Source organism: Paenibacillus sp. 32O-W (assembly GCF_007679495.1).
Taxonomy (GTDB): Bacteria; Bacillota; Bacilli; order Paenibacillales; family NBRC-103111; genus Paenibacillus_L; species Paenibacillus_L residui.
In genome coordinates this window covers 99,845-113,411 of the sequence record NZ_VEGP01000006.1, presented here as the reverse complement: position 1 = coordinate 113,411, position 13,567 = coordinate 99,845, and the positions used below count along the sequence as shown (strand labels likewise).

The following is a 13,567-nucleotide window of genomic DNA, read 5'->3' as shown; positions in this document are numbered from 1 at the left end:
TTATGATTAAATCATTGTATATGGTTGTTATGAAAGATTGGCTGGAGGAAACCAAGCAAATGAGTGTAAAACAAGTCAAGGTGCAAAAGAGCTACGAAATCGTTATGGATGATATACATTCGCGAATCCGTTCCGGAGAGCTTAAGCCCGGGGAACGGCTTCCGTCGGTTGTAGATTTGGCGGCGGATTATGGAGTCGGGCGTTCGACTCTGAGGGAGGCGTTAAGCGCGCTGAAGGCTATGGGCTTCCTGGAAATCCGGCAGGGCGGAGGAACCTTCGTCAGTCAGACCCTTCCGGCCGGGGATGAGTCCGGCAGCGTTCAAGGGGGCTTCCCGGCCTTATTCCATCAGGCGGATTCGTTGAAGGAGATGATGGAAGTGCGCAAAGTGCTGGAGACGGGCTGTGCCACGCTCGCCGCCCGCTATCGGACAGAAGACGATCTGGCCGAGCTGTCCGCTATTATGCGAAGCATGAAGGAGAATGCGGGTGACGACCGGAAGGAGGAGGAAGCCGATATCCGTTTTCATCTGGCGATTGCCAAAGCGTCTCATAACTCCCTGCTCCTGCAGATGATGGAATCCCTCACTCACAAGCTGGAGGAAACCATTAAAGAGACGAGGCTGCTTTGGTTTTATGGAGAAAGAGCTACGGCTAACCGCCTCATTAAGGAGCATCAGGATATTTATGAGGCTATTTTACAGCAGCAGGAAACGACCGCTTCTCAGCGCATGCACGAGCATTTGTCCAAGGTGGAGAAAGTACTGTCCAAATTGTTTTAATAGTTCCGCATAATCATGAGTAAAGCCGCAGTCGGATGACGCGGTTTTTTTGTTTGGCCTTTATCAGGAAGGAAAACGGACATGCTGTATGGGGGTTAGCTTAGGGTCGCAGGTTTGTACCAAAGCCATGCAGTAGCTGCATGGCTTTTTTGCGAGGATCAAGCCAATCCCGTTGAGGACATGCGAAAAGTGGATGTCTTTTCGGGAAAAACAGGGAAATCAGCCAGATTAAAACGGTATCCCCCCTATGAAAGGAAGGCAGCAGTCTGACCCATCTCACGAAGCCGGACATGTTCCCCGAACCCCCTGCATATATATAAACCAAATATGTCTGCGGACAAGTAACGGCTGAAGACCATTGGGGGGGAAATTATGAGAAGAACCATCGTCTTATGGATCGTCATCGGCTCGCTGCTGGCCGGCTGGGGAGTTACTCCCGCTGCAGTTAAGGCCGAGCCGCCGGCATTATCCACTTACGCCGAGGCGGCTTCCCTGATCGACGTCACATCCGGAAGAATACTGTACAGCAAGCAAGGGGATAAGCCCATGAAAATTGCGAGCCTGACGAAGGTAATGACGGCTATCGTAGCTATTGAGAACGGAAACCTCAGCGATATGGTCAAGATCGGCCAGAGTGCTTTCGGCAAAGAAGGCTCCTCTCTATATTTAAAGCTTGGAGAGGAAATGAGCCTGCATCATTTGCTCTATGGCTTGATGCTGCGGTCCGGGAATGATGCGGCAGTGGCAATCGCCGAGCATATCGGCGGTTCGATTGAGGGCTTTGCTTTTCTTATGAATCAGAAGGCGCAGGAGCTGGGCATGGATAACACGCACTTCATGAATCCGCACGGACTGGACATGGAAGGGCATTATTCTTCGGCCAATGATATGGCCAAGCTGACGGCCTATGCCTTGAAAAACTCCGTGTTCCAGGAAATCGTGAAGACCAAGACGAAGAGGGTGCCCAGACCCGAGGAGAAATGGGACGCCGTATGGAATAACAAAAACCGGATGTTGAACATCTATCCCGGTGCCGACGGAGTAAAGACCGGTTATACGAAGCAGGCCAAAAGAACGCTTATCTCCTCGGCCACCCGGGACGGACAGCAGCTGGCCGCGGTGACGCTCAACGACCCGAACGATTGGCTGGATCACAGCAATATGCTTGATTACGGCTTCCGGCATTATCCGCTTCAACCGCTGGTCAAGCAAGGGGATAAAGCGGGAGACGGCTTGGTGCTGGGTGCTTCCTTCAATTACCCGATGACCGATGAGGAGGCAGCCCGGATTGCGATGGAGCCCGAGCTTCTGCAGGAAGGGACAGCCTCTTACCGGCTGGGCGAGAGGGGAATTCTGAAGCTTCTGATGGACGGCCAAATGATTGGTACGGTGCCCATCTATGCGGAAGGCAGCCCGCAATTGGCGACAAGCGTTCGTTCCGCATTCCGCTTTACAGAGGACGGTCCCGCATCCGGAAACGGCGGATTTATCTACAGGCTCAAGCAGGTATGGAGCGCCTTATTTACTTTATCCCATTGATTCAGTCCGAAGGACAAGGAGGAGGGGGACGATGGTTAATTGGATTTGGCTCTTTTTTATCCTTGCCGGATTTATTGTCGCAGCCATCAACGGCCGAATAGAGACGGTTACCCAAGCCGTCTTTGACGGCGCCAAATCCGGGGTGACGATCTGCTTCGGCTTAATCAGCATTCTGGTCTTTTGGCTGGGGATGATGAGGATTGCCGAAGATGCCGGCCTGTTGAAGATACTGTCGCGCATGCTGAGGCCGGTCGTCCGCTTTTTGTTTCCCAGTGTGCCGGACAATCACCCCGCCCTCGGCTACATTATGTCCAATATGAGCGCCAATTTGCTCGGGCTGGGGAATGCGGCGACTCCCATGGGCATCAAAGCGATGCAGGAGCTGCAGAAGCTTAATCCGGACAAGGACTCTCCCAGCCCGGCAATGGCCACCCTGCTCGCTATCAACACGGCCAGCATCACTCTCATTCCGACTACGTTGATCGCGATCCGCCTCAATTATCAATCCGCCAATCCGGCGGAGATTGTCGGCACGACGCTGCTGTCTACCGCCATTGCTACAGCCGCGGCAATTATCGTCGACCGCTGGTACAGAAGCCGCAGCAGCATTAATTCGTCTTGAAAGGATGAGCCGTCTTGTATTCCATCCTCACCCTGATTTCAGCTTGGTCGATCCCGGTAATCATTGCGTTTATTCCGCTATTTGCCGCATACCGAAAGGTGCCCGTCTATGAGTCGTTCGTTGAAGGGGCGAAGGACGGCTTCCAGACAGCGGTGTCGATCATTCCGCAGCTGGTCGGGATGATGGTTGCGATTTCGGTGTTCCGCGCATCGGGAGCCATGGATATGATGATCGGGCTGATCCGCCCGGCCCTCGATTATATCGGGGTGCCCGGCGAAGTTCTGCCCTTGGCCATTCTGCGCCCCTTAACCGGCTCCGGCTCGCTCGCATACACCGCTGATTTAATGGGGCAGTTCGGGCCCGATTCGCTGATCGGACGTATCGCCTCGACTATTCAAGGAAGTACGGATACGACGCTGTACGTGCTGACGGTTTATTTCGGTGCCGTAGGCATCCGCAAAGCGGGTTACGCTCTCAAGGTAGGCCTTATATCCGATGCGGTGGGCTTTATTGCTTCCATCTTGGTCTGCTATCTCGTATTCGGGTGACCCAATCCATGCCGTTCTCATATACTAAAGCATTCTTACATCGAGAGGTGAACGGCATGCGGCCGTATTCCGGCATCATCATTCATCATTCGGCTTGCTCCTCCATTAACGGCAAAGGCTATGATTTTCTGGTTACATCGGAAGGAGATATCATTCCTTCTTTCACCCCGACAGATCCCCATTACATTCATCTTTGTCTGGAAGGAGACTTTTCCCATATCGAATCTTCCGGACAGACTCCGCAGGTGCAGGAACAGTTATTTGTCATCCAGCGCCTTATTCTTCGTTTGTACGAACAATTCGAATTTTCCTCCAGACAGCTATATGGGCATCACCTGCATTGCCCGGGAACGTACTTTCCCTGGGACTCCCTTGTGATTTCACTTCAGGATGGTTATCATTAGTTTTGAGGTGAAGGCATATATGGAAAGATTGCAGAAAGTGCTCGCCCAAGCGGGTGTAGCTTCGAGAAGAAAATGTGAAGAATATATTACCGCCGGAAGGGTAGAGGTTAACGATGCCGTAGTGACCCATCTGGGCGTGAAGGTCGATCCTGAGCAGGATGAGATCAAAGTGGACGGACGAGCCATCCGCCTTCAGAAGAAAATGTATCTGCTATTTAACAAGCCGAGAGGAGTCATAACGAGTGTTAAGGACCCCGAGGGGCGAAAGGTGGTCACGGACTTCCTTAAAGGCATCAAGGAACGGGTTTATCCGGTCGGAAGATTGGATTACGATACGGAAGGCTTGCTGCTGCTCACCAACGACGGCGAATTCGCGAATTTATTGACGCACCCTAAATATCACCTGCCGCGTACGTATCTGGCTACGGTGAAGGGGGTCCCGCACGGAACGGTTCTGGAGCAGCTGCAGCAGGGGGTAGAGCTGGATGATGGCCCTACGGCGCCCGCAGAAGTCGAATATCATGATATAGATCCGGAGAAGAATCAGACGGTTATTCAAATAACGATCTATGAAGGCAGGAACCGCCAGGTGCGAAGAATGTTCGAGGCGGTTCATTTTCCTGTGCTCAAATTGAAGAGAATTCAATTCGGCCCGATACTGCTTGCGGGACTGCCCAGGGGGAAATACCGCCATCTGGACAAACATGAGGTGGAAGCGTTGAAAGCCGCGGCTTTACGGTCACACAATGTTCAAAATAGCAAATAAGCTGCTCCCTTCATTTTAGATATAATTAGGGGGGAGTTTAGCTATTGCGGGATGAAGGTGATCGGTTTGGGAAAATATAGAAGATGGATGCAGATGATCATCCTGAGCTCCATTATTGTTCTTGGCGGATGGACCGTATATTCTGCTGTGAATGACAGCGGGCTGAAGGCTGAACCCGGAGGCCCCGCCCCCCAGTTCAAGCTTATGGATCTGGAGGGAAATGAACGGAGTCTTGCGGACTGGAAAGGAAAGGCCATCGTGATTAACTTCTGGGCGACCTACTGTGAGCCCTGCCGCGAAGAAATGCCCGATCTGCAGAAGCAATACGAGAAATGGGCTTCATCCGATGTTATCGTCCTAGGGGTTAACGCCGGAGAGAGCAAGCTCAAGGCGCAGAATTTCGTCAATCAGGCCAAGGTGACCTTTCCGATCCTGCTCGACAGCGATGAGAAGGTGAGAAAACAATACGGAATCACCCAGTATCCGTCCACCGTGTTTGTTAAGCCGGACGGAACGATCGATCAGATCAAGGTCGGGATGATGGACGAGCCTTTCATTGAACACAGCGTCTCCAAGCTATATACTCGGCAATAAAGATCAGCATTGGCTTCGGGAGGTGGCAACAGGTGATTGAAAATACGAAATGCGAGTGCGGTCACCAGAATCATGTGGGGACCGTACTTTGTGAATCTTGCGGGAAGCCTTTAATGGATGACGCGGGCAACGCGCCGTTGGAGATGAGATACGACGGGGTCGCGCGAAGGTCGCAGAAGACCAATCCGTCCTGGATTGACCGGATCTGGAATTTCTTCTCTTCCGTGAAGATAGCAGTCTATCTGATTATTATTACTCTTTTGCTGTCGATTCTCGGAACGATATACCCTCAGGAAAGTACATTTATCAATTTTGATCCTTCGACCTATTACAAAGAAAACTACGGCACTCTCGGCCATATTTATTATTTGCTGGGCTTGTCCCATACTTATGAATCCTGGTGGTTTATCACCTTGCTGTTTATGATAGGGACTTCGCTTGTAGTCTGCAGTCTGGACCGCGTTCTTCCGCTGTACAGAGCGCTCAGCAAGCAGAAAATCCGCAAGCACCTTATTTTTATCAAACGGCAGAAGGTTTCTTATTCTGCGGAACTGCCCATTTCATCCGAAGATGAAACGGCGGCGGCCGCTTGGGTAGACGAGATGGCTGCACAGCTGCGCAAGAAGAGGTACCGGGTCCATACGGACGGTTCAGCCCTTATGGCGGAGAAATACAGATTTAGCCGCTGGGGTCCTTACATTTTGCATATCGGCCTCATTATTTTCCTGCTTGCCGTTCTTATGAGAGGGATTCCGGGCTGGCATATGGACAAGTACATGGGTTTTCTCGAGGGGCAGACGGTCCGGATTCCGGATACGCCATATTATTTTAAGAACGAGAAATTTACCGTCGATTTTTATGACCAGGAAGAAATGACGGAAAAGTTCCGGGAGAAGGATATTAACGTTTACAAGAAGTTTGAAACGAAAGGAATTCTGTATGAATGTACCGCTAATTGCGACGATGATCCATTTGCAAAACCGGAATTGAAGGAAGTGCACCGCCAGGATATTGTAGTGAATAAGCCGCTGGAATACAAGGACTTGCTGATGTATCAGTTCGATTTCGCCCAGACGCCTACCTTACTGTCGGTAAGGCCGTCGATCACGAACAAAAAGACGGGGGAATCGTACGGCCCCTTCGAATTGTCGATGCTGGAGCCGGAGACAAGTTATGAAGCCGGTCCTTACCACCTGCAGGTGAAAGGATATTATCCGGATTTCGGACTGGATGACAAAGGGACGCCGATTTCCCTGTCGCCCAATCCCAATCAGCCGGCTTTCATCTTTACGATTACCGGTCCCGACTTGGCGCCCGATGGCGAGGTATTCATCTATTTCCCTCGCCAGATAGATAAGGAAACGTTCCGTCAGGATGACATTAACGGTGCGATCGCCGAGAAAATAGAGATTTCCGCAGGCTCTATGGAAAATGTCGAGATTGCCGAGTTTACCAGTTATTTAAACGTTCGTGTCGATAAAGCCATGCCTTATATTTGGGTGGCGTCCGCCATATCCATGATTGGGCTCATCATGAACTTCTACTGGCAGCACCGCCGGATATGGCTTCGAATTGACGGCAGGGAGCTTAACCTGGGCGCTCATACGAACAAGAACTGGATCGGTCTTCGCAATGAAGTGGCCCAAGCGTTAGGCAAGGTCGGTGTGACCGTCGACGCGAAATCGTTAGATACTTATGGAGGGAGAAAATCGTGAGCCAACTTTTAGACAACATCAGCTCCTATAGCGGCAATTATCTCTTGATCGCGTTCATTCTGTATACTGTTGCTTTCCTGCTGTTCGTCATGGGGTTGACAGGCAGAAGATGGAGCGGGCGCACTCCTGAGGAAAATTCCCGCCGGTGGGGCAAACGGGGATTTATTGTTACAGTTGCCGGATTGGTCATGCATTTGCTGTTTTTCTTCACCCGCTGGTATGCCGGAGGGCATATCCCGACGAGTAACATGTACGAGTTTATGACTTGTCTGGCGATGATGATTATCATTGCTTTTGTAATCGTTTATTTAATTTACAAGAAGCCGGTTATCGGAGTATTCACCATTCCGGTAGCAATCGTCATTATGGCCTATGCTTCCATCTTCCCGCGGGAAATTCAACCGCTGATCCCGGCACTGCAAAGCTATTGGCTGGCTATTCATGTTACCATGGCCGCTTTGGGGGACGCCTTCTTCGCGGTAGCTTTCGCGGGAGGCTTGATGCACCTGCTGAGAACGGTCGATTTCAAGTCGGAGACGAAGATTGGTCGCTGGGAGAGAAGAGGGGTAGAATTCACTATCTTCTCACTTATCATGATCATTGCTTTCGTCGGAGCCACGTTCGGTTTTAACGCAGCCGGTTATAAAGCCGAGTTTCAGAAGCAGGTAACGACCGTAGATGCTGCCGGTAAAGAGCAGGTGACTACCCAGAAGGAAGTATATGTCCTGCCTCCGATCGTGAAGCCTCACGGCATGGAGACGGTAGAGATGAAGCCCTTCCTCGGGATGAAGCAGCCGCTGTTCTCCACACCTTCCTGGATGAACGGCAAGGATGCGGGGCGCAAATTCAATACGGTCATCTGGTCTTTCATTAGCGGATTAATTCTGTACGGACTGCTGCGACTGATTCTGCGCAAGCCGCTCGGAGCGAAGATCGCCCCGTCTTTGCAGGGGCTCGATCCGGATGATTTGGACGAGATCGGTTACCGGGCGGTCGCTATCGGGTATCCCGTCTTTACGCTGGGGGCGCTGATCTTCGCCATGATCTGGGCGCATGAGGCCTGGGGCCGCTTCTGGGGCTGGGATCCCAAGGAAGTCTGGGCGCTCATCACCTGGCTGTTCTATGCCGCTTACTTGCATTTGCGCTTATCCAAAGGCTGGCAGGGCAAGCCTTCGTCCTGGCTCGCCGTCCTTGGCTTTATAGTGGTTGTCTTTACGCTTGTCGGGGTTAACCTGATCATTGCGGGACTTCATTCGTATGCCGGTGTATAATATATGGGAGCGAATGGCCGACATTACGGCCGAGGAACATGCTGGAAGGAGTGACAACCGATGTCAGAAACGAATACAACCATCTTGGTGGTCGATGACGAAGAACGCATTCGCCGTCTCCTGAGAATGTATCTGGAGAAGGAAGGTTACGAGATTGATGAAGCGGAGAACGGGGAGATCGCTTTGCAGAAGGCGGTGGATCACGATTATGATCTGATCCTGCTTGACTTGATGCTTCCCGGAATTGACGGAATTGAGGTATGCGCCAGACTCCGGCAGGTGAAATCGACCCCAGTCATCATGCTGACAGCCAAAGGGGAGGAGGCCAACCGGGTGCAGGGCTTCGAGGTAGGAACGGACGATTATGTAGTCAAGCCTTTCAGCCCGCGGGAAGTTATCTACCGGGTGAAAGCGATACTGCGACGCTCGTCCGCAACGGCTTACTTGTCCAAGGATGCCAACTCGAGCAATAATATCGTCTTTCCCCATCTGGTGATCGAGCATGATGCCCACCGGGTGACGGCAGGAGGACAGGAAGTGACACTGACTCCGAAAGAATATGAATTGCTGCACTACCTGGCTATCTCCCCGGATAAAGTATTCTCCCGTGAGGAGCTGCTGAAGGATGTCTGGAACTATGAATTTTTCGGTGACCTGCGGACGGTGGACACCCATGTGAAGAGATTGCGGGAGAAGCTGAACAAAGTCTCCCCCGAGGCGGCTTCCATGATTACTACCGTGTGGGGCGTCGGTTACAAGCTTGAGGTGCCTAAATAGTGTTCATCATTAAGAGCGTGGTAGGCAAGCTTTGGATGACGATTATCGGACTGGTGGCCGTCGTTCTTCTTATTCTCGGATTCTTCTTATTTCGTTACATCGATACCAGCTTTCCGAATGTAAGCAATCAAGAGGAGAACCTGTTGAGGCTTGCTAATAAGATCGCGTCCGAAGCGTCTGCCCACCATAACGACAACCCTTATTTCGAGGCCTTGTCCGAATTGCTCGAAACCCAGGATTCCGGGATGAAGCTTCTGGAACGGGGGGCGATCAGCATGGACGAGCCGCTGTTCATGGCGGGCGACAAAATGATCAAGCTCAAGGAAGTGCTGAAGCCCGAAGAACTGGAGGCAGCATTTGCGGGCGAAACGATTCGCAAGCGATTTTCGGTCTCGATGAACCCATGGCATGGAGGATATGTATATGTGGCGATGCCCTTGTATATCGAAGGGCAGGCCGAGCCGTACTCGGTCATGATCGTTTATCAATCCATGCAGTCGGTCGAGGATACTCAAGTATATGTCAAGCGGCTGTTTGCCCTCGTTTCTTTAATGGGCTTTCTGCTGACGACCTTCTTCGCCTTCTTCCTTATTACCCGGATAACCAAGCCGTTGACCGAGCTGAAGAAAGCGGCCGACTCCATCACCTACGGCCAGTATGACAAAAGAGTTCCTCCCGTCTCCAACGATGAAATCGGCGAGCTGACCCAAACGTTCAATCTGATGGCCGACCGGCTTCAGGGGACGATCAAGGATTTGAACCATGAGAAGCAAAATCTGGCCAGCGTTCTTCACAGTATGGAAGACGCGGTGATTTCCTTTGATCCGGAAGGAAATATCATATTTATCAATCCGCATGGCGAGATGATGATGGAGGATTGGAACGGGCTGGATTGGGACGAGCAGGAAGAAGATGCTATGGCCCCTTATAAAGGGCATATTCCGGACCCTCTGCGCCAGCTGTTTAATGAAGTGGTGAAAGAGACGAAAGGCATCAGCTCCAGGCTCCATGTCAAGAACGGTGTCTGGTCCGTCGTCATGGCTCCGCTGTATTCGGAGGAGCAGGTGCGGGGAGTAGTTGCGGTGATCCGTGACGTTACCGAAGAAACCCGTCTGGAGAAGCTGAGAACGGATTTCGTAGCCAATGTGTCCCATGAGCTGAGAACTCCGTTGTCCATGCTGCAAGGGTACAGTGAGGCTCTGGTGGATGACATTGCGGCATCGCCGGAGGAACGCAAGGAGCTCGCTCAGGTAATTCATGATGAATCCTTGCGGATGGGGCGACTTGTTAAAGATTTGCTGGACTTGGCGCGGATGGAAAACGGCCACATGGAGATGAACCTCCGCGAGGTTAACATTATGGAACTGATCCAGCGTGTGCAGCGCAAGTTTCTTGTGCTTTCCAAAGATCAGGGAATTCGGCTCGAAACCGACCTGCGCTGTCATGACTTGGTGCTCCGCAGTGCGGATGAAGACCGGCTGGAGCAAGTTCTGACGAACTTGCTGGATAATGCCATTCGCCACAGCTCGGAAGGCTCAACCATTACTCTACGCTGCGATAAAGCGGAATATATGAAAGCCTCGGCTGTAAGGATCCAGATCGAGGATGAAGGCGAGGGTATCCCGCCGGACGCGCTGCCTTATATTTTCGAGCGGTTCTACAAAGCCGATAAGGCAAGGACCAGAGGAGCGGCGGGCGGCACCGGTCTCGGGCTTGCCATCGTCAAGAACATTGTCGACGCGCATCGCGGAACGATTTCCGCGACAAGCACCGTTGGACAGGGAACGACTTTTTCCATCCTGCTTCCGACGGAATCGTAAGCCATTAATCGAAATCAGGCCTCTTCCATTCGTGGAAGAGGCCTGATTTTGTTGAAAAAACGAGACTAATCTTGTTGTACGTGAAACAAACAGTGCCGTTTTACAAAATGATTTGCTTTACTTTCATAATTTCCGGCAGTTTGCTTAATTCGTTGACGACTTCCGCCGAAGCGTGCTTGTCAATGGCCAGAACCATGATTGCGGAGCCGCCCGCTTCCTTCCGTCCCACTTGCATGGATGCGATGTTGACATCGTTCATGCCGAGCAGCGTTCCGACCCGGCCGACCATCCCCGGCTTGTCATTATGCGAGATAAGAAGCATGGCGCCTTCCGGAGATGCATCCACCGTATACTTGTCAATCTTCACAATTCTCTCGCCATAGCCTTCAAGAACGGTTCCCGCCAGTGTCCGGGTTTCTTTATCCGTCTTCAAGGTTACGGTAATCAGATTAGTGAAGCTTTCGGAAGCTGACGATTTCTTTACGACAATTTTGATGTCTCTCAGCTTGGCCATATGCATCGCATTGACGATGTTGACATCTCCGCCCAGGTGATTGGAGAGGAGGCCTTTGACAATGTAACGGTTGAGATGGGTCGTATCCAGGTCGGCCAGCTCGCCGGTGAAGCCTACCGTGATTTCCTGGGCGGGGCCTTCCGTCATTTGACCCAGGAAACGGCCCAGCTTCTCGCTCAGCGCGAAGTACGGCTGCAGCTTGTTCAGCACGATCGGTGGAACAGGAGGCATATTCACCGCGTTCTTGAACGGCTCGTTGCGCAGAATATGCAGCACCTCCTCCGAAACATCGATAGCGACGTTCTCCTGGGCTTCCACCGTGGAAGCACCCAGATGGGGGGTGACTACGATTTTCGGATGGTTCAACAGCGGATGGTCCGGAGCCGGCGGTTCTTCTACAAATACGTCAAAGCCCGCTCCCGCTACGATACCTTCCTCGATAGCTTCCACCAGCGCCTGCTCGTTAATAATTCCGCCGCGTGCGCAGTTCACGATGCGCACTCCCTTTTTCATAAGCTGGAATTGCGGACGGTCGATCAAGTTGCGGGTTTCATTCGTCAGCGGAGTATGGACGGTAATAAAATCAGCCTGCGAGGCAATTTCGTCCACCGTGGCCAATTTGACTCCGAGCTTGTCGGCGCGCTCCTGGGTAAGGAACGGATCGTAGCCTACAATCTCCATTCCGAATACTTTGGCTCTTTTGGCCACCTCGCTGCCGATTCGGCCCATACCGATAACTCCGAGCACTTTGTTCCTCAGCTCGACGCCTACGAACGATTTGCGGTCCCATTCGCCGGAGACGGTCTTCTTATAGGCTTGCGGAATTTGCCGCGCAACCGCCATGAGCATGGCGAATGTAAGCTCGCAAGTGGCAATGGTGTTACCGTCAGGAGCGTTAACTACGACAATGCCCCGTTGGGTGGCAGCTTCCAGATCGATATTATCCACACCGACGCCTGCGCGTCCGATCACTTTCAAGCGGGCGGCCGCCTGCATGATTTTAGCGGTAACCTTGGTCTGGCTGCGGACGAGAAGTGCATCGTATTCGCCAATAATGGCTGTCAGCTCATCCTCGGAAAGCCCCGTCTTCTTGTCTACGATAACATCGTCAGCCTCACTTAGCTGGCGTATGCCCAAATCACTGATTGGATCAGAAACTAACACTTTGTACATGGTTGATTGTCCTCCTCTAAGTCAGTAAGATACCCGGCGGTTGGGAGCAGCCGTGTATTTAAATTAAAAAACTCCCATCTCCTCTATACGGATTCCGTACAGAAGGGACGAGAGTTAACTTTCGTGTTGCCACCCTTATTCGCTGTATGCTTGCGCATGACAGCCTCAGCGGCCATTCGCTGGCCTTGAAGATAACGGCTTCTGCCGACCGCACCTACTTCGAAGCATGATGGGGGATAGGATCCTTCTCATCCGCTCGTTGTTCAGCGCAGCAACTCCGGAATGCTCCGCATAATTATCACCGCCGATTCACACCGACCATCGGCTCTCTGAAGGCTTCCTTACGCTTGGTTCCATCACTGTTATGTTGCGTTATTGATTTTTTCATAATGTACCATGCAAGTCCGCAAAGGTCAACAACTAATTAAAGACAATTTTGTGTCAACTTGTTCCCGGCCGGCTTCCGCTTTACTTCCCGCTGTGTCTATCCAGGCATTCCTGGTACAGATTGGCGGCGAAAGCGGCATCCTTCCAGCCTTCGATAACGGTCTTCTTATTTTCCAAATCTTTATAAACCTCGAAGAAATGGGCGATTTCCTTAAGCTTGTGCTGAGGGATATCCTCCAACGAATTTACGCCGTCAAAGCGCGGATCGTTCACGGGAACGCCTAACAGTTTCTCATCCGGTCCTTTATCATCCGTCATAATGAGGACGCCGATCACGCGGGCTTCGATTACGCATCCGGGGAACGTCGGGAATGAAGTCAGAACGAGAATGTCCAGCGGGTCCCCGTCCAGCGCCAGTGTGTTCTTCAAATAACCGTATTCGGCCGGATAATGCATTGGAGAATACAGCACCCGGTCCAGAATGAAGGCTCCCTTGTCTTCATCGTACTCGTACTTGTTCTGACTTCCTGTTGGAATTTCAATGAAAGCATCTACGACTAAATTTGACATGTTCTTTCCTCCTTAAACTCTAACCATTCCTACTGGAATGTAAGGCTTTTACCGAAACTTACCGTTTATTATTTTATAGTAAGCTGCT

13 protein-coding genes and 1 other annotated feature are annotated in these 13,567 nt (G+C 51.7%); of the genes, 11 read left to right on the top strand and 2 right to left on the bottom strand.

Annotated elements, in window-relative coordinates; genetic code table 11:
* The first annotated feature begins 2 nt into the window (after window positions 1-2).
* The 11 genes from FS806_RS04195 to FS806_RS04145 all read left to right on the top strand — a co-directional run bounded on the left by FS806_RS04195 (window position 3) and on the right by FS806_RS04145 (window position 10,835).
* Window positions 3-779 carry a FadR/GntR family transcriptional regulator gene (locus tag FS806_RS04195; protein ID WP_260981970.1) on the top strand — a complete coding sequence of 259 codons (777 nt, stop codon included), beginning with the start codon at window positions 3-5 and terminating at the stop codon, window positions 777-779.
* Between the two features lie 372 nt (window positions 780-1,151).
* Window positions 1,152-2,318, top strand: a complete 1,167-nt coding sequence (locus FS806_RS04190; RefSeq protein WP_144933356.1) for a D-alanyl-D-alanine carboxypeptidase family protein — start codon at window positions 1,152-1,154, stop codon at window positions 2,316-2,318.
* Between the two features lie 31 nt (window positions 2,319-2,349).
* Entirely contained in the window at window positions 2,350-2,940 is a 591-nt protein-coding gene (locus tag FS806_RS04185; protein WP_144933355.1) for a nucleoside recognition domain-containing protein, read from the top strand.
* Window positions 2,941-2,954: 14 nt separating this feature from the next.
* Window positions 2,955-3,488: a spore maturation protein gene (locus tag FS806_RS04180; RefSeq protein ID WP_144933354.1), complete on the top strand. Its 534-nt coding sequence runs from the start codon at window positions 2,955-2,957 to the stop codon at window positions 3,486-3,488.
* Window positions 3,489-3,544: 56 nt separating this feature from the next.
* A complete protein-coding gene (locus tag FS806_RS04175) occupies window positions 3,545-3,892 on the top strand; it encodes an N-acetylmuramoyl-L-alanine amidase (RefSeq protein ID WP_144933353.1) in 348 nt (115 codons plus the stop codon).
* 19 nt (window positions 3,893-3,911) lie between these two features.
* Window positions 3,912-4,658 (top strand): pseudouridine synthase, encoded by a 747-nt coding sequence (locus FS806_RS04170; RefSeq protein WP_144933352.1) that lies wholly within the window; start codon window positions 3,912-3,914, stop codon window positions 4,656-4,658.
* Window positions 4,659-4,709: 51 nt separating this feature from the next.
* The gene (locus FS806_RS04165) at window positions 4,710-5,252 is read left to right on the top strand and encodes a redoxin domain-containing protein (protein WP_260981969.1); all 543 of its coding nucleotides are present in this window, start codon (window positions 4,710-4,712) and stop codon (window positions 5,250-5,252) included.
* A gap of 32 nt (window positions 5,253-5,284) precedes the next feature.
* Window positions 5,285-6,967: a cytochrome c biogenesis protein ResB gene (gene resB / locus FS806_RS04160; RefSeq protein ID WP_144933351.1), complete on the top strand. Its 1,683-nt coding sequence runs from the start codon at window positions 5,285-5,287 to the stop codon at window positions 6,965-6,967.
* Window positions 6,964-8,238, top strand: coding sequence for a cytochrome c biogenesis protein CcsA (ccsA, locus tag FS806_RS04155; RefSeq protein ID WP_313960560.1), 1,275 nt, complete (start codon window positions 6,964-6,966; stop codon window positions 8,236-8,238). Before resB ends, ccsA begins: the two co-directional genes overlap by 4 nt.
* A 60-nt stretch (window positions 8,239-8,298) precedes the next feature.
* Window positions 8,299-9,015 carry a response regulator transcription factor gene (locus tag FS806_RS04150; protein WP_144933350.1) on the top strand — a complete coding sequence of 239 codons (717 nt, stop codon included), beginning with the start codon at window positions 8,299-8,301 and terminating at the stop codon, window positions 9,013-9,015.
* Window positions 9,015-10,835 carry an ATP-binding protein gene (locus FS806_RS04145; RefSeq protein ID WP_144933349.1) on the top strand — a complete coding sequence of 607 codons (1,821 nt, stop codon included), beginning with the start codon at window positions 9,015-9,017 and terminating at the stop codon, window positions 10,833-10,835. Before FS806_RS04150 ends, FS806_RS04145 begins: the two co-directional genes overlap by 1 nt.
* 100 nt (window positions 10,836-10,935) lie before the next feature.
* On the opposite strand, the gene serA is transcribed toward FS806_RS04145, so the two are convergent.
* Both serA and FS806_RS04135 read right to left on the bottom strand, forming a co-directional pair.
* Window positions 10,936-12,522 carry a phosphoglycerate dehydrogenase gene (gene serA, locus FS806_RS04140; RefSeq protein WP_144933348.1) on the bottom strand — a complete coding sequence of 529 codons (1,587 nt, stop codon included), beginning with the start codon at window positions 12,520-12,522 and terminating at the stop codon, window positions 10,936-10,938.
* 100 nt (window positions 12,523-12,622) lie between these two features.
* Window positions 12,623-12,891: a binding site (T-box leader), on the bottom strand.
* A gap of 99 nt (window positions 12,892-12,990) precedes the next feature.
* A complete protein-coding gene (locus FS806_RS04135; RefSeq protein ID WP_144933347.1) occupies window positions 12,991-13,479 on the bottom strand; it encodes an inorganic diphosphatase in 489 nt (162 codons plus the stop codon).
* Window positions 13,480-13,567 lie beyond the last annotated feature (88 nt).

Bases quoted from the DNA above. Each gene is read 5' to 3' on its own strand.
- FS806_RS04195 (WP_260981970.1), top strand. From the start codon at position 3: ATGATTAAATCATTGTATATGGTTGTTATGAAAGATTGGCTGGAGGAA.
- FS806_RS04190 (WP_144933356.1), top strand. From the start codon at position 1,152: ATGAGAAGAACCATCGTCTTATGGATCGTCATCGGCTCGCTGCTGGCC.
- FS806_RS04185 (WP_144933355.1), top strand. From the start codon at position 2,350: ATGGTTAATTGGATTTGGCTCTTTTTTATCCTTGCCGGATTTATTGTC.
- FS806_RS04175 (WP_144933353.1), top strand. From the start codon at position 3,545: ATGCGGCCGTATTCCGGCATCATCATTCATCATTCGGCTTGCTCCTCC.
- FS806_RS04170 (WP_144933352.1), top strand. From the start codon at position 3,912: ATGGAAAGATTGCAGAAAGTGCTCGCCCAAGCGGGTGTAGCTTCGAGA.
- FS806_RS04165 (WP_260981969.1), top strand. From the start codon at position 4,710: ATGAAGGTGATCGGTTTGGGAAAATATAGAAGATGGATGCAGATGATC.
- FS806_RS04150 (WP_144933350.1), top strand. From the start codon at position 8,299: ATGTCAGAAACGAATACAACCATCTTGGTGGTCGATGACGAAGAACGC.
- serA (WP_144933348.1), bottom strand. From the start codon at position 12,522: ATGTACAAAGTGTTAGTTTCTGATCCAATCAGTGATTTGGGCATACGC.
- FS806_RS04135 (WP_144933347.1), bottom strand. From the start codon at position 13,479: ATGTCAAATTTAGTCGTAGATGCTTTCATTGAAATTCCAACAGGAAGT.